The 15,146-nt window shown below is 62.7% G+C and carries 29 protein-coding genes; 17 read left to right on the top strand and 12 right to left on the bottom strand.

The window, feature by feature from the left end; translation table 11 throughout:
• Positions 1 to 30 precede the first annotated feature (30 nt).
• The 3 genes from J7I85_RS20170 to J7I85_RS20165 are packed head-to-tail and all read left to right on the top strand — an operon-like array spanning position 31 to position 795.
• On the top strand, positions 31 to 255 hold the full coding sequence (locus J7I85_RS20170; protein ID WP_214856294.1) for a hypothetical protein: 225 nt from the start codon (positions 31 to 33) through the stop codon (positions 253 to 255).
• Positions 256 to 305: 50 nt separating this feature from the next.
• Positions 306 to 554: a DUF5956 family protein gene (locus J7I85_RS26030; protein WP_374102510.1), complete on the top strand. Its 249-nt coding sequence runs from the start codon at positions 306 to 308 to the stop codon at positions 552 to 554.
• Positions 490 to 795, top strand: a complete 306-nt coding sequence (locus J7I85_RS20165; RefSeq protein WP_214856286.1) for a DUF4241 domain-containing protein — start codon at positions 490 to 492, stop codon at positions 793 to 795. Before J7I85_RS26030 ends, J7I85_RS20165 begins: the two co-directional genes overlap by 65 nt.
• Before the next feature lie 68 nt (positions 796 to 863).
• Here the strand turns inward: J7I85_RS20165 and J7I85_RS20160 are convergent, their stop codons facing one another.
• A complete protein-coding gene (locus tag J7I85_RS20160; RefSeq protein WP_214856284.1) occupies positions 864 to 1,022 on the bottom strand; it encodes a hypothetical protein in 159 nt (52 codons plus the stop codon).
• A 619-nt stretch (positions 1,023 to 1,641) separates the two neighbouring features.
• Positions 1,642 to 1,962, bottom strand: coding sequence for a hypothetical protein (locus tag J7I85_RS20155; protein WP_214856282.1), 321 nt, complete (start codon positions 1,960 to 1,962; stop codon positions 1,642 to 1,644).
• A 139-nt stretch (positions 1,963 to 2,101) separates the two neighbouring features.
• On the opposite strand from J7I85_RS20155, the gene J7I85_RS20150 reads away from it, so the two are divergent.
• Entirely contained in the window at positions 2,102 to 2,368 is a 267-nt protein-coding gene (locus tag J7I85_RS20150) for a hypothetical protein (protein ID WP_214856274.1), read from the top strand.
• Between the two features lie 286 nt (positions 2,369 to 2,654).
• Here J7I85_RS20150 and J7I85_RS20145 read toward each other — a convergent pair whose 3' ends face one another.
• Positions 2,655 to 3,551: a DNA/RNA non-specific endonuclease gene (locus J7I85_RS20145; protein WP_214856272.1), complete on the bottom strand. Its 897-nt coding sequence runs from the start codon at positions 3,549 to 3,551 to the stop codon at positions 2,655 to 2,657.
• Between the two features lie 115 nt (positions 3,552 to 3,666).
• On the opposite strand from J7I85_RS20145, the gene J7I85_RS20140 reads away from it, so the two are divergent.
• The 3 genes from J7I85_RS20140 to J7I85_RS20130 all read left to right on the top strand — a co-directional run bounded on the left by J7I85_RS20140 (position 3,667) and on the right by J7I85_RS20130 (position 4,774).
• Entirely contained in the window at positions 3,667 to 4,164 is a 498-nt protein-coding gene (locus J7I85_RS20140) for a DUF2199 domain-containing protein (RefSeq protein ID WP_251024606.1), read from the top strand.
• A 118-nt stretch (positions 4,165 to 4,282) separates the two neighbouring features.
• On the top strand, positions 4,283 to 4,480 hold the full coding sequence (locus tag J7I85_RS20135) for a hypothetical protein (RefSeq protein WP_214856263.1): 198 nt from the start codon (positions 4,283 to 4,285) through the stop codon (positions 4,478 to 4,480).
• A gap of 54 nt (positions 4,481 to 4,534) precedes the next feature.
• Complete coding sequence (locus J7I85_RS20130) at positions 4,535 to 4,774, top strand: hypothetical protein (RefSeq protein ID WP_214856261.1); 240 nt, start codon at positions 4,535 to 4,537, stop codon at positions 4,772 to 4,774.
• Positions 4,775 to 4,928: 154 nt separating this feature from the next.
• Here the strand turns inward: J7I85_RS20130 and J7I85_RS20125 are convergent, their stop codons facing one another.
• Positions 4,929 to 5,108, bottom strand: a complete 180-nt coding sequence (locus tag J7I85_RS20125; RefSeq protein WP_214856260.1) for a hypothetical protein — start codon at positions 5,106 to 5,108, stop codon at positions 4,929 to 4,931.
• Between the two features lie 286 nt (positions 5,109 to 5,394).
• Here J7I85_RS20125 and J7I85_RS20120 point away from each other — a divergent pair, with 286 nt between their 5' ends.
• Positions 5,395 to 5,538: a hypothetical protein gene (locus tag J7I85_RS20120; protein WP_214856258.1), complete on the top strand. Its 144-nt coding sequence runs from the start codon at positions 5,395 to 5,397 to the stop codon at positions 5,536 to 5,538.
• Positions 5,539 to 5,692: 154 nt separating this feature from the next.
• Here the strand turns inward: J7I85_RS20120 and J7I85_RS20115 are convergent, their stop codons facing one another.
• The 4 genes from J7I85_RS20115 to J7I85_RS20100 form a co-directional block, all read right to left on the bottom strand.
• Positions 5,693 to 6,280, bottom strand: a complete 588-nt coding sequence (locus tag J7I85_RS20115) for an alpha/beta hydrolase (RefSeq protein WP_214856256.1) — start codon at positions 6,278 to 6,280, stop codon at positions 5,693 to 5,695.
• 40 nt (positions 6,281 to 6,320) lie between these two features.
• Entirely contained in the window at positions 6,321 to 6,530 is a 210-nt protein-coding gene (locus J7I85_RS20110) for a hypothetical protein (protein ID WP_214856248.1), read from the bottom strand.
• A gap of 199 nt (positions 6,531 to 6,729) precedes the next feature.
• Positions 6,730 to 7,368 carry a LysE family translocator gene (locus J7I85_RS20105; protein WP_214856246.1) on the bottom strand — a complete coding sequence of 213 codons (639 nt, stop codon included), beginning with the start codon at positions 7,366 to 7,368 and terminating at the stop codon, positions 6,730 to 6,732.
• Positions 7,369 to 7,643: 275 nt separating this feature from the next.
• Positions 7,644 to 7,928: a GlsB/YeaQ/YmgE family stress response membrane protein gene (locus J7I85_RS20100; protein ID WP_214845396.1), complete on the bottom strand. Its 285-nt coding sequence runs from the start codon at positions 7,926 to 7,928 to the stop codon at positions 7,644 to 7,646.
• A 96-nt stretch (positions 7,929 to 8,024) separates the two neighbouring features.
• On the opposite strand from J7I85_RS20100, the gene J7I85_RS20095 reads away from it, so the two are divergent.
• Positions 8,025 to 8,174, top strand: a complete 150-nt coding sequence (locus tag J7I85_RS20095) for a CBS domain-containing protein (protein WP_308159568.1) — start codon at positions 8,025 to 8,027, stop codon at positions 8,172 to 8,174.
• Between the two features lie 16 nt (positions 8,175 to 8,190).
• Here J7I85_RS20095 and J7I85_RS20090 read toward each other — a convergent pair whose 3' ends face one another.
• Both J7I85_RS20090 and J7I85_RS20085 read right to left on the bottom strand, forming a co-directional pair.
• Entirely contained in the window at positions 8,191 to 8,517 is a 327-nt protein-coding gene (locus J7I85_RS20090; protein WP_251024605.1) for a hypothetical protein, read from the bottom strand.
• A gap of 84 nt (positions 8,518 to 8,601) precedes the next feature.
• Positions 8,602 to 8,823 carry a hypothetical protein gene (locus J7I85_RS20085; protein WP_214856244.1) on the bottom strand — a complete coding sequence of 74 codons (222 nt, stop codon included), beginning with the start codon at positions 8,821 to 8,823 and terminating at the stop codon, positions 8,602 to 8,604.
• A gap of 147 nt (positions 8,824 to 8,970) precedes the next feature.
• Between J7I85_RS20085 and J7I85_RS20080 the strand changes: the two genes are divergently transcribed.
• On the top strand, positions 8,971 to 9,513 hold the full coding sequence (locus J7I85_RS20080) for a hypothetical protein (protein ID WP_214856242.1): 543 nt from the start codon (positions 8,971 to 8,973) through the stop codon (positions 9,511 to 9,513).
• Positions 9,514 to 9,961: 448 nt separating this feature from the next.
• On the opposite strand, the gene J7I85_RS20075 is transcribed toward J7I85_RS20080, so the two are convergent.
• Positions 9,962 to 10,405 (bottom strand): DUF3592 domain-containing protein, encoded by a 444-nt coding sequence (locus J7I85_RS20075; RefSeq protein WP_251024604.1) that lies wholly within the window; start codon positions 10,403 to 10,405, stop codon positions 9,962 to 9,964.
• A gap of 62 nt (positions 10,406 to 10,467) precedes the next feature.
• Here J7I85_RS20075 and J7I85_RS20070 point away from each other — a divergent pair, with 62 nt between their 5' ends.
• From J7I85_RS20070 to J7I85_RS20055, 5 genes are all read left to right on the top strand, one after another.
• On the top strand, positions 10,468 to 10,770 hold the full coding sequence (locus tag J7I85_RS20070; protein ID WP_214856239.1) for a hypothetical protein: 303 nt from the start codon (positions 10,468 to 10,470) through the stop codon (positions 10,768 to 10,770).
• Between the two features lie 68 nt (positions 10,771 to 10,838).
• Positions 10,839 to 11,258: a hypothetical protein gene (locus tag J7I85_RS20065; protein WP_214856237.1), complete on the top strand. Its 420-nt coding sequence runs from the start codon at positions 10,839 to 10,841 to the stop codon at positions 11,256 to 11,258.
• A 132-nt stretch (positions 11,259 to 11,390) separates the two neighbouring features.
• Complete coding sequence (locus J7I85_RS20060) at positions 11,391 to 12,047, top strand: helicase associated domain-containing protein (RefSeq protein ID WP_251024603.1); 657 nt, start codon at positions 11,391 to 11,393, stop codon at positions 12,045 to 12,047.
• Between the two features lie 284 nt (positions 12,048 to 12,331).
• A complete protein-coding gene (locus J7I85_RS25615; protein ID WP_285289630.1) occupies positions 12,332 to 12,457 on the top strand; it encodes a hypothetical protein in 126 nt (41 codons plus the stop codon).
• A 290-nt stretch (positions 12,458 to 12,747) separates the two neighbouring features.
• On the top strand, positions 12,748 to 13,299 hold the full coding sequence (locus J7I85_RS20055) for a hypothetical protein (protein WP_214856235.1): 552 nt from the start codon (positions 12,748 to 12,750) through the stop codon (positions 13,297 to 13,299).
• A 309-nt stretch (positions 13,300 to 13,608) separates the two neighbouring features.
• On the opposite strand, the gene J7I85_RS20050 is transcribed toward J7I85_RS20055, so the two are convergent.
• Complete coding sequence (locus J7I85_RS20050) at positions 13,609 to 13,935, bottom strand: hypothetical protein (RefSeq protein ID WP_214856233.1); 327 nt, start codon at positions 13,933 to 13,935, stop codon at positions 13,609 to 13,611.
• Positions 13,936 to 14,255: 320 nt separating this feature from the next.
• On the opposite strand from J7I85_RS20050, the gene J7I85_RS20045 reads away from it, so the two are divergent.
• Together J7I85_RS20045 and J7I85_RS20040 are read left to right on the top strand one after the other, a co-directional pair.
• On the top strand, positions 14,256 to 14,723 hold the full coding sequence (locus J7I85_RS20045) for a hypothetical protein (protein ID WP_214856231.1): 468 nt from the start codon (positions 14,256 to 14,258) through the stop codon (positions 14,721 to 14,723).
• A 42-nt stretch (positions 14,724 to 14,765) separates the two neighbouring features.
• Positions 14,766 to 15,053, top strand: coding sequence for a hypothetical protein (locus J7I85_RS20040; RefSeq protein ID WP_214856229.1), 288 nt, complete (start codon positions 14,766 to 14,768; stop codon positions 15,051 to 15,053).
• Positions 15,054 to 15,146 lie beyond the last annotated feature (93 nt).

The raw sequence follows: 15,146 nt of genomic DNA, 5'->3' as shown, positions 1-15,146 counted from the left end.
GGGGCGCCCGCCGACGAGTACAACCCGGAGATGGAAGACCTCGTACGGCTGATTGCCATTGGTGAGCCCATCACCCAGGAGGTCGTGGCCACCGTCTGGCATAAGTGGTTCGGCGACCCTGCCGAAAAGCCCGGGCAGCCCATTCCCGGCATGGAAGCCCTGGCGGCCGACCTGTCTGTGGTTCAGCAGGCTCACAGCGTGGCCCTGTCATTGGGGTGTCAGGGTCACGCACACATCGCAGCGGCAAGGGAATAGCCATGTGGAGTGACGTAAAGGAGGCAGAGCCGTGAGCATCTTGGGCGGAGCTGTCAGAGAATGGCTGGGGAGCTCTGATGGGATGGGCGGCGGGCGAAGAGAACCTAGGTCGCCACCCGTCTTCTGACGTGGGCAGGACGGTGACCGGCTACACCGAGCACGCGGGTGAGCGGACGCCTTTCGCGGAACCCTTCATGTCGGGCCCTCCTCGACGCGGAGGCCGTGTCCCGGTGCATGCCAACGGACGTCATGACCTGGCCGGACGTTTTCGAATCAGACGACCCCAACTGCTGGTCTGACCTCATGGACGCCGACGAACCACATCCACCCGGTACAGCAAACATCCTGATGCCGCTGGCCGAGGACGGTGAGAACGTCGTGCTGTCCCACTCCGGCTGGGGTGACGGCTTCTACCGGATCCTCCAAACCAAGGAAGTGGAGGGCGCAAATACCGGAATCTACATCGACCTCGCCGTCGTCGGAAAATTTGATGACGAACCGTCCAACTACGGCGATGCGGGAGTTGATCCGCCGAAGTAGAACTGGCTGAACAAGCCGCTTCCATGCCGGCTTCCGTCCGGGAATTCGTGTCAGAAGCCGCTGGGCCGTCAGCCCTGGTTCTGCGCTTCGTCGGTTTCGTCTTCGGCCACAACCTGGTTTGCGATCAAGTCGACGCGGTCGGCAGCTGTAAGGCTCTCATCGTTTTGGATCGCCTCGACGTCCTCGCCGTCAACCTCTTCCGATAGGTCCGGTCTTGCGTCTGTCACATCAGTCACCCCTCAGTGAATCGTGCTGGTCCGAATTCGCCCTTGATTTGGGAACCATGCCGCGGCCGTTCGACATCACGGCGCCGCGTGACGCCATTCTACGCCCGAGGTCCGCTGACCAGCCGTGCGGCCGGCCTGCTAGGTCCGGTCAGTCTTCGCGTCGAATTCTTTGGTACAAGAGACGGGCTGAGATGCACAAGACGACAAAGGCCAGCAGGGCCAGAACCGTAGTCAGCCCGTAGATGGCCAGATTGAGCCTCCGCTACCGTGCAGGACGCTGGTCATCAGTGACCAGCCCACCACCCCGGAGATCGCCATGAGTACAAGGAAGACCCAGGATGGCGAGCTCGAACGCAGGCGTCCCAACATGCCGCAAGCATAGGACGTGGGAATCTACGGTTCCGGCGTTCCGAGCCGGGCTGACATTAGACGTGCGGCATGCCAAATCCTAGGCGTCAGTCAAACGCGGTTCATATTCCAAGGCGCCGTCGACGGTGATCGAGACGCGGCCAATGACCAGTGTCCCGCGCTGGGCCGCCGGACGAAGGTCGAGGGATGTGCTGGTTATCTTCAGATTATCTCCGCTGATAACGAGGATCTCGCTGGCCTACGCTGCTGTTCAAAGCCAGGCGGCGTCGTCGGCATTCTCCTGGTCGAATTGTTCACGGTGGAGGATCTCGCCGGCGATGCTGAGTTCGAGACGGGCCCTGGGTGTATAGGTGAACCTGCAGTGGGCCGAGGTTTGCTCGGCGGCCTGTTCCAGGATCGCGGAATAGTCGGGGCTCATGGCCAGCTGGAAGCCATATGTAGGCAGGAACGAGACCAGGGCGGAGGTAAGTTCACCGCCGTTTTCCCGGAAGCTCACGACCGGGAGCAGGGGGTAGGCGAGGACCGGGAGCACCTTCGTGCGGCCGGCGTTGGTTTTTTGGGCAAGGACCACCCGAGCAGCGAGTGGGTATAACGCATCCGGCTTCCACGGCGTCTCCCGAACGGTCAGGACTGGACTGCTGCACCGGCGGTGACAGACGCAGTCAGTGAAGGTGAGATGCTCGGTGCCATCAGGCGCGATGCTTTGCGTGATGTCGACAACGAAGTCCAGACTGCGGGCAGACCGCAAACCGGCGCTGGAAAAATCCGGGCACGGCACTATCCGACGTCAGGTCCTTCGTCTCATCCGCGATGTCCTAGGCGATACAGCAGTCGAGGAGACAGTCCGGTCCGGGCTGCTCCAGCATCTCGCCGAGCACCCGGGAGACCCTGAACTGGCGCTGCTGGTCCACCTGAGCGACTGGCAGGATCGCGAAGACCAAACCCTGCTCGACCATTTTGCTCGAAGGCCCGAATGAAGCTCCACGGACGGTTGGTGCGCCTGCGCATGCCAGGCCTATGCTCGCGATTCCCGGTCGTGCGCGCTCTCGACTGTGCCGAGGACACACCTGTACTTGAATGTGTGTGTGGGGGGTCGACGGCGGACTGGGTTAGGAAGCCAAGTCCCGGAGGGTGGACCGATGGTTCACCGCCGCCGACCGATTCAAGTGTCCACATTCGTCCTTGGAAGAACTATGGAATTCCTTGGAACGTCTCGTTGTGCAGTCCAAATGGTTGTTGCGTAGGCCCCGCTTGGACCCGGCTCTAGCCCTCCAGATCGAAGTCCAGGTCTAGATCTTCGACGGTACCCAACTCCCGCCAGGTGGACCCCACTGGGGCTGCTCCGATTGTGGCGGCGATGGGCATCCGGTCCACCTCGACCAGTTGGTCCAAGTCCAGCCCGGTGAGTACGGCGATGTCCCTGATCGGGGCCTGGAACGTCCGGAACGCGCCCAGCGGCGTGAGGTCCTCAACAGCCCCTGGCCGCGGCACCTCGGGTATATCGGCCAGCTCAGGGGTCTGGTCGACCACGTACCCGGTGGCCGCCAACTCGCCCTCGTGGATGAAGGCGGCGACCTTGAAGAAGCGCAGCGGGATGTCCACGCCCCGGTACACCGGATCGAGGGCGCTGAAGATCGGACCGGTGAAGACCACGACCCGGCTCCGGTACTGGGCGGCGTGCTGCTGGAGGTAGTCCTCTATGCCCAGCCACAGTTCCATGCCCTGGTTGAACTTGGCCGCCTGCGGGGCGGCGTTGGTGTAGTGGAAGGTGTCCTCGTTGGCCTGTTCCGCCTCGGCCGCGGTGTCGCCCCAGACGGCCGATGAGCGCCGGACCAGGTGTCCGCGGTCGAGGTCGTTCCGGGCGTAGACCCGCTCCCCCGTCTGCTGGTCCGCGGGAAGCCGCGGGTCCAGCCGCCAGTTGATCCCGGACCGGTCCAGGTCCATGAGCTTCTCGCCGTCGATGCCGACCCCGGTGACTGCGGCCAGACGCTTGTCCAGGCGCATCAGCACCGAGAAGTGCGTGTACGGCAGCAGGACGGTCTCCACGCCGGCCAGGCCCGGCAGGGGAACGCGCTGGCTCAGGAAGTTCTCGTCGAAACCCTCCCTTCGGGCAACGTCCGCGATGGAAGCGGTCGGGGCAATCAACAGTTCGTCGTCCATGGGCGGGACCCTACCAGCGCGAAGCGACGACCGGGTGTCAATAAAGACTCTGGCGAGGAACGCTGAGCGGCAATGACCCCGTAGACTCGCGCCGAGGACAACAAACGGAGGGGAAATGGTCTGGCCGAAACGGCATAAGTGTGGCCTGTGCGGACAGCGGGTGTCAGGTCACGACCGCGATGTGCGTTTCCGGCTTCCGGACCCGGTCCTGAATAGTCCGGAGCAGCACCGCGCCGAGGACAGCTGGTTGAGCGACCCGGATCCCAACAAGGCGACGCTCATGCAGATCCAGGGCATCAGCCCGTTCGTCCGCGCACTCCTGCCGGTCAAGCTGGAATGCGGGTATGAGTTCCGGTTCGGGGTGTGGATCGCCATCCACCCCGACGACCTTCAGTTCGCCTGCAGGGTCTGGAATGCCCCGGAGTACAGCGACCTGAAGCTGACCGGCTACCTGGCCAACAGGATCGAGCCCTGGGGCCTGTTCGCCGCCCCGGTGAAGCTAGCCGTCTTGAACCCGGGTCACACGCCCTACTGCGTGGCCAGCCCAAACGAGGAGCTGCACGGGGTGCTCACCAAAGAGTGGCCCCACGACATCCTCGCTTCCCTGCCTTGATGCCCGGCTCCGCCGTCTGCCGCCCGTGGACGTTCGCGGCGGTCTGCGTCATGGTCCCCGCGCTGACCCTTCTGGTGTTCAACCTGGCCGATCCCATAATCCAGCTGCTCCCTGGTACGTGGCCGCCTACTTGCTGATCGGGGCATGCGTCTTCGGCCCCACCGGAATGGTCCCGTCCCTTCGGCAGACCGTGGCGTTCCTGCTTCCCGGCGCCCTGCTCGTGCCGCTGGCGCTAACGAACGTTGGCTTCTGGTGCGGCGGCTGGCTGCTCGGGCTCCCGGCGTGGGGGCGGCTCCTGAGCCGGTGGACCCTGTAGAACCCGCTCAGGGTTGGGCAGCTGCTGAAGTTCCTGGCCTTGCTGGTGCTGGGCATGGCCATCTTCACGTTCAACATCATCTGGGTGGTCTTCAGCCTCACAGTGTTCCTGCTGCCGGTCATCCCCCTGATCCGGCTGGCCTACCCGGAGTACCGGGCAAGGCCCCTGCAGGCGGCCGCGGAGGTTCTCCTGGCCAGGGCCGCCGTCGTATTGCCGTGGCGATCCCCGCACCGGAAGGGTCATGGGCAGCGCCGTGGATGTACTAAGGTGGGGCCGCCACCGCAGGTCTCATGATCGTCTTCTGGGCCCGGGGCATCCCCCGCCACTCATCCCCGTTCCGGGTCAATGACGGGGCCATCGTTCAGCGGCAGCTGGCGAGCTCTCCCATCAGTGACTTCTTGTTCCGGAGGTTCACAGGTGGGATCCGGTGGCGCTGCCGCCGTCAAAGTTATTCCATGCCGTTGTCTTGGGCTTCGAGGTGTTTGGCCATGGCTTCCATGGCTTGGTTCCAGCGGGCTGTCAGGGCATGCCGGCTAAGCGGTTCGAACATGCTGCTAAGTACCTTTTCAACTGCATCGTATGCGGCGTCTCTGGCCCGTTCCTGCGCCGCCGGGCTGTAGTAGTTCATACCGGTTATTCGACGCCGGAGCAGGCGAAGATGCCCTGTCAGGGCCCTTTATTGCCCCACTGTCGGGTAATGGGATCGCACAATGTTTATCGCTGGCCGCGAGTACCTTGTATGGGCTGAAAAAAGAGGTGTCGTGCCAGCGTCTCGATCTCGCCCCTGCGCAATGTCCTGGAGTCTCTCCGAAGCGGGCCACCAGAGCATGGGCTTCGGCGACCCTGTGAACATGCGTCCCTTTGTGGTGGGATTACGTCATCGAACACGGCACGAAAGCAACAGGAGGAACATCGTGAGCAACCCCGGAACTGAAGGACAGCCCCACGGCAAGCCCAAGGACCCTGAAGCTGAAAACCCGAACACGCAACCCGAGGAAGACCGCCCCATTACGGAAGACCCGGACGGCACACCGGTTGAGAACCCGTCGGGAGGCTGAAACCCCCGCATCTGCGTAGTCGCCCAGGTCACTGGAGCAGGAACCAACACCAAGGCGGGTAGTGGTCCGAGATCTGCCAGCAGATTTCGTTGCGGCTCAGGCCAGGGATCGGCGATGAACAGTGGCGACGTTTTCTTCGACGAATAGCCGTTCCCTAGGACGACCGCAGCAGGTCAAGCACAGCTGGCAGGGTTGTCACCCCGTCTTCTGCCATGAAGTGTCCCGCTCCTGGGTGAACCTGCAGCTGTGCGTCGAGGCGCTTGGCAAGGTCATCTGAAACTGCCGGTGGTACGAAGGGGTCCGTGTCGGAGCGGATTACTGTTCGCTCAGCAATGCTCCCTGCTACCCGTTCAGCGTCAACGTCAGTTGCGAGGTAGCCATCGAGTTCCGGCAATGCTTCCAGCGGTTTGGTGAAGCCCGCTACCAGCACAAGACCGCCTAGCTCCCATGGCTCCGGAAGCGCAGCCAACACGCGTAGTGCAGTGATCGCACCGAGGGAATGCGCCACGACCACCGTTCCTGCATCGGGCACTCCAAGTGCAGCACTGACAGCGTTCTCCCAAGCTGCCGTTTCAGGAGCATCCGGGGCAGGGAGAGGCACGACTGTGACGCCTTTGCCTTTGGCTTGGAGTGCGTTTTGGAGCCAAGGGAACCAGTGTGCGTCCGGTGCGGCTTCGTACCCGTGGACGATGACGACGCGCTGGACGGATCGAGTCGGGCGGTAGTCGGATGTTGCTTTCATACGCAAAGACCCTAAAGGGTCCATCTGCCTTAAGCGCCCTTCACGATGGGTGGCTGCCCACAGGCGTCATCGCATCAAACCAGTCGGGTGCTTCCAGGTAGGTCACGAAGTAGATCTCACCGGTTTTCTTGTCCACGAGCGTGCTGCCCCTGCCGACAGACTCACAGCCGTAATCCCCGTCGATGACCAGGCGGCTTCCGCCATCGATGAGGCTCCAGACAGTTTCATCCTCGAACCCGTAATCGGCCACCGTGTACTCGCACAGTCACCAGCCTCCCATCCTGGCGCGAGCCTTTCGTACGCAATGGCCCGTGCCTGTTCAAGCGAGATCATTTGCCTCCAGTCGGAATCGTGAGGTTGCTCTGCCGGAAAGCTAGAAAGGTCGCCCTTCCGTTCAAACGCCGACGGCGTCCGCGCGGGCCGCCGTCAAGGGCCGAAGAAGCAAAGGATCAGTGGCCGTTGCCGGTCACTGCGGCGGAGACCCCGACGCCGATGATCGACAAGCCACCGATCCGGCCGAAGGTCGTCATGCGGCGCGGAGACTTGGCGAGCCAGCTGCGAGCACGGCCGGCGGCTAGAGCCCACGCGGTATCGGTGATCAGCCCGATCAATAGCGGGACGATACCCAGGATAAGGATCTGGGCAGTGGCGTTGCCTGCCGAGGGGGCGATGAACTGCGGGACGATCGCGGTGAAGAGGACGAAGCTCTTGGGGTTGGTCAGGCCCACGATCGTGCCGGCACGGACCGCAGCCAAGGGAGTTTCGACCCGGGCGGTGACTTCTGGCGCGTCGGATGCGGGGCCCGCGTGCCGGAGTGCCTGGAATCCCAGCCAGAACAGGTAGAGGATGCCTGCCCACTTGATGGACTGGAAGAGCAGTTCCGAGCGTTCCAACAAAGGACCGAGACCAAAGGCAATGGCGACCCCAACCAGGTAGCAGCCGATGGCATTGCCCACGACACTGGCCAAGGCATTCGCGCGGCCGTGGCTGAGGGCCCGCCCCACCACGAAGAGCACGCTCGGACCCGGAACGGCGATGAGCACTACGCAGGCAAGAGCCATGACGGTGGCTTGACTCAGAGTGACCATCCCAAAATCATAAAGTGCCCCGCCGTGGCGCATGGAATCCCGCCCAGCAGGTGGAACGATTGGGTGGTCAGACGAAATTATCGGCGAAGAGGCACGACCTTGGTATCTGGCTGCACGCCCAACGGTTCAAGCTGCGCCGCGGCCACCTCAAAGTAAAAGGCGGCGCTCTGGACACTGCCGTGCTGACCGACCGGCAGAAAGCCACTTGCCCCATGCCCTTATTGCGAGGTGTCGCCGCGGCGCCATTTCGCTGTAGGGACCGCAGTGGGGCCCGTTCAGATCCTCCGCCGGGAAAAAATCCCCCGCCTTCCGCCCGTTGTGGCGGCGAAAATTCCCAGGGCGATGACGGATCCCAGGATGGCCAGCAGCCAGGTACGGAGGTTGAAGAAACTTCCGAGGCCCCCGCCAAAGATGAGTGAGCCGATCCACCCGCCGAGGATCGCTCCAACAACGCCAAGGAGCAGGGTTACCAGCCACCCGCCGCCCTGCCGTCCGGGCAGGATGGCCTTCGCGATGGCTCCCGCGATCAGGCCCAGAATGAGAAATCCGAGGATTCCCATGGCGCGCTTCTTTCTTGTCAGCTAGCTGCAGGCCGGTTATCACCGGTCATAGTCTGAGGATGGTCAGCGTGCTTAGCATCTGACAAGCATCCATGATTGGACGATTCCATTGAAGAGGCGATCAGGACCATGGGCGAGCACCAGGTCCGTCTGCTGCCGGTCATCGATGGCCATGACCTGGTCGGTATCGTCACGCAGGCAGACATCGCCCGAACTACCCCGAGGACCGCGTCGGAGAACTCGTAGAACTCATTTCCTTCTACTAGGCTCCGCCGCGCTGCCAGCCTAAGCGCCGGCCGGGGCCTACTCCGGAACGCTGAAAAAGCTCTTCGGGTCGTCGGCGCCGAGCAGGTCGTGATGGGAACACGATCGCGTCTACCGGCCGGGTGTCCACGAACAGGACCGCGACCTTGCGGGAATGGACGACGGTGTACCGGACGGGCCCGTCCAGCCAGGAGTGGATGCCGGTGTACTCCTCGACGAACAATCCGTCACCGAACAGTCCCCGCTCGGCTAGCAGGTCGTAAACAACATTCCAGGCGAGATCCATCAGTTCATGGATGGCCGCCTCCACCGTTGGAGCTGTCATGGCTCCAGCTCCTCCCGGGGTGCGAGAGTGTTGAGGACCACCGCCGCGTGCTGCCGAACTCGTCAGGCATGCGTCCGGCGCCGATTAGAGTCGGCCGTCGTAGCTTTCCCTAATCGCCAGGGACGTGAACCGCCAGCCTTCGATGATTTCGCCCAGGTCGTGTTCCGGTGATGCCTTGCCTGCCCTGCGAATCATGTCCACTTCAGCTTCCATGGACGCGGCCATCCGGTCCGCATAGTCGATCAGCGCCCGAATCTTCTCGGCGGGAAGGTCAGGTGGCTGGGGATAGGTGATGATCTCCTCCATGAAGCCAGTGTGGCATGGGGCAGTTCCGATTAGCGGAGGGGAAGATTCCGATGAACCAGAGCGAGGCCAGCGCGAACATCGAGAAGAGCGGGATCAGGCAGCCCGGCACCGGTAGCTCACCCGTGCGCATGCCGGTAGGCTTCGGGCATGGGGTTCCTTGGGGGGAAACGGGCCGGCGGCATGGCATTGGTGCTGGTCCTTGCCGGTTCGGCAGGTGTCTTGAGTGCCTGCGCGTACACGGACGACGAGGCGGGCCCTGCGACTGCCCCGCCGGCCTCGACATCCCGCACCTCCCCGCCCCGCCAGCCCACAGCCGATCCCGCCCTTGCCAGGGAACAGGCAAGCAACCAGACGCAACTGAACCGGATCCTCGGCCCCAGGCCCTCTGACCTTGTGCTGGGCGGCTCTGGTGGACTTAGTGGCGACGGGCACCGCACCTCACTGTCTGGCCTACCTAAAGGAAGCTACATGGTCACCTCTTCATGCGTAGGTGTCACGGAAGCATCCCTCCTCATCGCGCAGCCTGACCGCCGAGGAGGAACAAACTACGAACTCGCCCTGAAGTGCGGAAGAACCGGGGGCATGATCGTAAACCTGGAGACAGGCCCGGTCTTCGCTCATCTCGTTCCCACAACCACAGAAGAGCGCCGTGCCGCCGTCGCTGGCTTTTGGATGGTTCCAGCCTCCTAGACGGAGTCACACCCACCAGGCACTGTCAGGAGGGAGACAGACATGAGCCTCAAACATCTATTTCACCGTAGGACCAAAGCCACAGGCATCTCGGCGCCCGAGCCCGCAGGCACGTGCGAGGCTACCCCGCTGGCACAGAGCGAGGACCTGCAGGAGGCCTGGGCCGAACTGACGCAAGCCGCCCAGGGTTCTAAGGTGATGAGCTTCCACGCCTGCACCCGCACGGGGACCCCATGGGCCCACGATCCGGCTGCTGTACGCGCCGTGGCTGCGATACTCCGAGAATTCCCGGCGAACGGCGAACGGAGTACCTAGAAGACTTCTCTGGGCTCACGGCCGGCTGCCATCCGTGCTCACCAGGCGTACTTGTTGCGGGACGCCCTCACGGGTCTCCCATTACGCACGTGGGCCCTCCGGCCACCAAGGATGCTGGTGCGATCGCTCCAAATTAACCGACCGGAAAGACCCCGATGAACCAGAACGAGACCACTGCGAACACCGCGAAGAACGGGGCCAGGCAGCCAAGCACCTGCTTGGACGGGTAATCGACCTGGAATGACTGGCCGGGATCGGCGGGGTTGTATGCCACCTCCAGCACCGAACCGGGAACGGGGCGCCTGACCTGCGTGATTTCGGATTCCCCGACGTAGAGGACTCCCTGCGGTCCGGTGAACTGGTACGTCGGCCGGTAGCGCAGGCTGGGGGTCGCGTTGCCAACACCTGAAGTCCAGCCCGTACGGCTGCCGGTGACAGTGGCTTCGACCTTTGGCCAGCCTTCGATCCGCCGTTCCTGGGCCTGCGTCTTCCGCAGTGCGTGAATGCAGGCAGCCGCGGCAGCCGCGGCGAACAGTGTCCAGATGATGTACAGCACGATTTTCAAAGTGTCCCCCATGTCGCATTTACCAGGCACATTGCCCCGTCTCTCAGGCGCCTGAAGATCCGAATGCTTCTAGAATGGCGCCAATAGACATCACTAACCCTACCGACAGCCGGCTCCGCGAGGCCGTCACCGAAATCCTGAACGCCCACGACCTGGCCGTCGTCATGACCCACGGTGCGCCCGACAGCGAGTACGACCCGGAGATGAAGGACTTAGTCACCCTCATCAAAGGAGGCACTGCCATCACGCCGGACGTTGTCGCCGGCGTCTGGCACAAATGGTTCGGCGATGGTGCAGACGAACCGGAACGGCCGACTTCGGCCATGACGGCGTTGGCCGATGACCTGCTGGCCGCCCTGCAGGCCCGCGGCACCTGACAGGTCGGGGGCCAGCTTGTTTCCGCAGACCGACGCACGACAGACATCAAGGAAAGGAAGCCGCGCTCGTGACTGAATCAAGGCAAGAAGAGTATGCGGCAGAGCTGACTGAAATACTCGAACTCCGGGGTGTTCCTGCAACAGCAGCAACACGGATCGTGCGCGAAGTCCAAAGCCTTGTCGCCGACTCCGGCGAGGACCCCACCGCCGCCTTCGGGACTCCAAGCCAATACGCGGATAACTTCGCACCCAAGCTCCAGATGGCCAGAGTGTGGGTGCTCATCATTTCGTCAGTGATTCTGGCAGCAGGAGGAGGCTATATGTTGATCTCCGGGGTCTTTGGGATGCTGTCGCCAGCCTATGACTTGTGGGGCCTGCCATCTTGGACTCGCATGGCAATTGGCGTAGCGGGAATAGCCTCATTTGTCTCTTTGATCCTCATCGCCGGAGTGCGCGCGAAACGCCGCTCCGTCACCTGGCACATCTAGGCGTCCTGCGAGAGCCCACATCTCTTGTGCGGCGGGCGAGTCGTTGTGCTGGTCTCACCGCAGTTTGTTCCGCACCAATGGCAGGATGGTGGCCATGGCCGCGACGAAACGGAACCGTGCTCCGAACCAGGAGTGGGTCCTGATGTACCGCGGCGGCCTTACCGCGGACAGATCGCGAACCTGGTTGGAGCAGCACCAAAGACCGTCGCTTACCACCTTGCTATTGCCCGGGCCGCCGACCCTGAGCTGCATGACGCGCACGAGTCGGCCGCCGCCCTAAAAACCAGCCATGGAGAGTCTGCGCAGGGCCTGGAGCGGATGCGGCAGCTGATGGCCATGGTCCAGGAGAGGGGCCGGTATCCGTCCCGGACCGCGGAAAGCACAGCGGAACGGACCCTGGCTGCTTGGCTGCAGCGGCGCCGCGAAGATGCCCGGGCCGGAACGCTCGCCCCGGCCTGCCGCGACGGTCTGGCCGTGCTTCCTGGCTGGCAGACTCCCCCGCGGACAGACGCCGACGAGGCACGGTGGCACGACCGGCTCGAGGCCCTGGTCGTCTACCGGGACGCCGGCAACGACTGGCCCCGCCACAAGGTCACTGTGGCGGGGCTGGAGCATGACCTCGGTGTGTGGCTGCACTCCCAGCGGGCCAAACTGCACCGCGGCGAACTGGATGGAGCCAAGGAGCAAGCGCTGGATGAGGCATTGCCGGGCTGGCAGGCCGGACGGCAGCGGGGCAGGAAGCCGCGCGAGAACGGCGCAGCAGCTTCCATAAGCCTGGGCAAACCTTGAAGGCGCCCTGCTGTCTCCCCCATATGTGGGGTAAAAACGCACTCCAGCTATCAGGAAGAACCCCGAATTTCATAGCTTCAGGGGCGCACACTGATCTCGTCCCTGAAGCTGAAGTGGCCGCGCACCCGAGCTTCAGAACGCCGGGCCCGGAACGCACTCCCCCAGAGCGCCGGGCCCGGCGGACACCCTTTCCCGCATCCGGACCACGAGTCAAATGCGCCCATGGCAGCCGAGATGAGCGCTCACGCCTACCCGCGCAGCCCAAGCGAGAAGATCCGTGCACGATGAAGCTTGAAACTGCGATCCGACCAACCAACTGGCTGGGCGCGCTCGACCACTCCGCGAAGGTCACAGGCATCGTGCCAGCCGCCAGCGTCCTCGGAGGACCCTCCAGGATCATGGCCTCCTGACTGGACCTCCGGTACACGGATAGGGTGCCCAAGTGCCGATGCAGGATCCGAAGTCGCCTACCCTTGCCTTCCGGCGCGTATGGGACCGTTACGGGCGATAACTGGCAAATGGAGAAAGGGTCACAAACGTCTTTCGACGGCCCCGAAATACGCCCCAGATTTACGCTTCCGTGATCGGTTTCCCGGCGATTTAACGGTTGCACGAAGAACCGGAAACATCCCTCGTGTCGGGCTTTTGGCGCTCCTACGCTGGAGTCATCCAATCACTCACACCCGAAAGGGGTACCCACATGAAAAAAGTAAGTGCCTGGCTGACAGCCATCATCATGACACTCGGGCTGGGCCTGCTGGTTCCGGGGGCCGCCTCCGCAACCCCTTCCTACTGCGGACTGGCTTGGGGCTCACTTGCCAAGTCCAACCAGGCCATGAGCGCGGCATCAGTAACCAATGTTCGCTCGGGAAAGTACTACTGCTTCGACCGCCTGGTAATCGACATCAAGGGGAAGGCAACCGGCTACAACGTCCGCTACGTCTCGAAGGTTGTACAGGACGGGTCCGGGCTGCCCATCAAGCTGCGGGGCGGCGCATTCCTGCAGGTCACCACCCACTCGCCCAGCTATGACAGCGCCACGGGCAAGGCCACCTTCGTGCCGGCCAACCGCTCCGAGGTGACCAACGTTTCGAAGTACCAGACGTTCCGGCAGGTTGCCTGGGCTGGCAGCTTCGAGGGCCGTACCACTCTGGGCGTCGGCGTCCGCGCCCGGCTGCCGTTCAAGGTCTTCACCCTTGCCGGTCCCGGCAACGGATCCAGGCTCGTGATTGACGTTGCCCACCAATGGTGACAGCTACAGCCATATGAGAAGCGGTGCCCCGCTCCCAGGGGGAGGCGGGGCACCGCTTTGCCTGCCCCGTGCGGCGATGCATCCTTGACCGCTCGAGGTTCCGCGTATGGACGTAAGAAGCGTCGGGGTCGGCAGCAACCCGGCTAGTGGGACGATGTGCGGGCGGACCGCTTCCGGTCGGCCTGGCAGCCGGGGGGCTGGCAATGTGTGCCACGAAGGGTTCGCCTTTGGTCGCCTACATTTCCGACATGAGCTGAGGCTACAGTCCGCGACCGTGTTTGGGAACGTCTCGGGAAGCGCCCGTGTGAGTCAGGACGTTGCTAGTACGTTGACCAGACGCTGGAAATGAATCTGCGCAATCCGAATAGGAACGAAATCCTTTGGAAGCCTACCGACATGCTGCGCCCACTCACTTCGTACGAATGAAGCGTCCAGGCATCCATCTGCTGCAAGCTTTTCTTCCACAGCGTCAACGAAGTCGTGCAAATGATCTGAGAAATTCAGGTACATGTCGTCAACCTTGGCCGCGGATACTACCGCCTCATCAAGGAACTTAGGGTGAACGGAACAATTGGCGATCGCTTCGAGTTCGAACGAAATCGCCGCTGCTCTTGGTTCCTTGCCAAACCATTTCACTGCGTCTTTGCCTTTCCTTGGCTACGACCCACACTTTCTCACGACCAGCCTGTTCGGAACAGGTGAAGGGGGCAGTTGCGGCCAGGAAGGGAAAAACCAAGCGCAAGTGTCCCGGTCCAGGTTGACCTCAGGACGCGAGGACTGCAGTCGATACTGTCAGGAATCCCCTCGTTTTTTCCGGCAGGCTGCATGCCATAGTTCCAATAGGGACGGCTCTTTCCGCGACCGTTGGCATCGGCTGTGCGGACCGGCACCTCATGGATACTAAGTGCATGACGTCCTCAGCCCACCGGCACAAGCTCGCACTGCAGCCTTCGCTGATGACGATGGAAACCTATGTCTCACAGAGCCGCAGCTGGAGGGTGCCCATCCCATTTCTGGATTTCCTGATGGACGGGAAATCCCCTATTGAACGCGTCCTGGGGAAAGGATCAGACCGGCTGCCTACGAGACTTCAACCTGAGTGGGAGCACTTCAGCCTGGACGAACAGATCGATCGCCTCCTAGGAATTGGTGCGGCCGAGTACGAGGACGGCCGTGCCGCGATGTACATCTGCAGGTGCGGTGATTTGGACTGTTTCGGCATCGGAGCACGCATCGAGCGCGAGGCAGGGACCATCACGTGGAGCGACTGGGCTTGGAAAGATGGCTTCAAGCTGACTGACCCTATTGAGGAGCTCGGTACATTTACCTTCACACTGTCGGAGTATGAGGAAGTGCTAGCTGGTGCTGCCCGATTGCTGGCGGCCGTCCCGAGCTGGGCACCCCCGAAGCAGAAAATGCTGTAGCCACGGCAGTGGGGATGGAGATTACCCAAGGAGAATGATCCGATGGACACGAGAATTCCGAGACTCAGAGAGGTGGTCCGCCGCGTATTCCTTGAGACAGACCCTGCAGGACTGGGATTTGGCGGCACATGGTTCCCCGAATCTGAATATGACACTGGGGTCGACCGCGCCATCTCCGGGCTGGTCAAAGGTCGAACGATGGAGGACATCGCCGCCCGGACCGTACGATACCTGGAATGGGACTGGGGCGTTCAGGTCCTAGGGGGCAAACAGGAACAACTTGCACAGGGCCTTCGCCACGTCGACCTATCCGGCTTCATAACCAACTGACTTTTCCAACCGGCTGCAACCGCTGGGTCAAAAGCTCGGCCCAGGGCGCCCCATCCCGTTCCGGTAAGGGTTGCTTGGGTTCTTGTGGTGATT

This window comes from Arthrobacter sp. ISL-65, assembly GCF_018613795.1.
Taxonomy (GTDB): Bacteria; Actinomycetota; Actinomycetes; order Actinomycetales; family Micrococcaceae; genus Arthrobacter.
Note: the sequence above shows the minus strand (reverse complement) of the source record. Positions and strands in the feature narration are given on the sequence as shown.

Bases quoted from the DNA above. Each gene is read 5' to 3' on its own strand.
- J7I85_RS20125 (WP_214856260.1), bottom strand. From the start codon at position 5,108: ATGAACTACTACAGCCCGGCGGCGCAGGAACGGGCCAGAGACGCCGCA.
- J7I85_RS20165 (WP_214856286.1), top strand. From the start codon at position 490: ATGCCAACGGACGTCATGACCTGGCCGGACGTTTTCGAATCAGACGAC.
- J7I85_RS20150 (WP_214856274.1), top strand. From the start codon at position 2,102: ATGTCGACAACGAAGTCCAGACTGCGGGCAGACCGCAAACCGGCGCTG.
- J7I85_RS20170 (WP_214856294.1), top strand. From the start codon at position 31: ATGGAAGACCTCGTACGGCTGATTGCCATTGGTGAGCCCATCACCCAG.
- J7I85_RS25615 (WP_285289630.1), top strand. From the start codon at position 12,332: ATGAAGCTTGAAACTGCGATCCGACCAACCAACTGGCTGGGCGCGCTC.
- J7I85_RS20145 (WP_214856272.1), bottom strand. From the start codon at position 3,551: ATGGACGACGAACTGTTGATTGCCCCGACCGCTTCCATCGCGGACGTT.
- J7I85_RS20040 (WP_214856229.1), top strand. From the start codon at position 14,766: ATGGACACGAGAATTCCGAGACTCAGAGAGGTGGTCCGCCGCGTATTC.
- J7I85_RS20045 (WP_214856231.1), top strand. From the start codon at position 14,256: ATGACGATGGAAACCTATGTCTCACAGAGCCGCAGCTGGAGGGTGCCC.
- J7I85_RS20130 (WP_214856261.1), top strand. From the start codon at position 4,535: ATGGCCATCTTCACGTTCAACATCATCTGGGTGGTCTTCAGCCTCACA.
- J7I85_RS20080 (WP_214856242.1), top strand. From the start codon at position 8,971: ATGGGGTTCCTTGGGGGGAAACGGGCCGGCGGCATGGCATTGGTGCTG.
- J7I85_RS20085 (WP_214856244.1), bottom strand. From the start codon at position 8,823: ATGGAGGAGATCATCACCTATCCCCAGCCACCTGACCTTCCCGCCGAG.
- J7I85_RS20115 (WP_214856256.1), bottom strand. From the start codon at position 6,280: ATGAAAGCAACATCCGACTACCGCCCGACTCGATCCGTCCAGCGCGTC.
- J7I85_RS20140 (WP_251024606.1), top strand. From the start codon at position 3,667: ATGGTCTGGCCGAAACGGCATAAGTGTGGCCTGTGCGGACAGCGGGTG.
- J7I85_RS20100 (WP_214845396.1), bottom strand. From the start codon at position 7,928: ATGGGAATCCTCGGATTTCTCATTCTGGGCCTGATCGCGGGAGCCATC.
- J7I85_RS20105 (WP_214856246.1), bottom strand. From the start codon at position 7,368: ATGGTCACTCTGAGTCAAGCCACCGTCATGGCTCTTGCCTGCGTAGTG.
- J7I85_RS20090 (WP_251024605.1), bottom strand. From the start codon at position 8,517: ATGACAGCTCCAACGGTGGAGGCGGCCATCCATGAACTGATGGATCTC.
- J7I85_RS20055 (WP_214856235.1), top strand. From the start codon at position 12,748: ATGAAAAAAGTAAGTGCCTGGCTGACAGCCATCATCATGACACTCGGG.
- J7I85_RS20070 (WP_214856239.1), top strand. From the start codon at position 10,468: ATGGCGCCAATAGACATCACTAACCCTACCGACAGCCGGCTCCGCGAG.
- J7I85_RS20075 (WP_251024604.1), bottom strand. From the start codon at position 10,405: ATGGGGGACACTTTGAAAATCGTGCTGTACATCATCTGGACACTGTTC.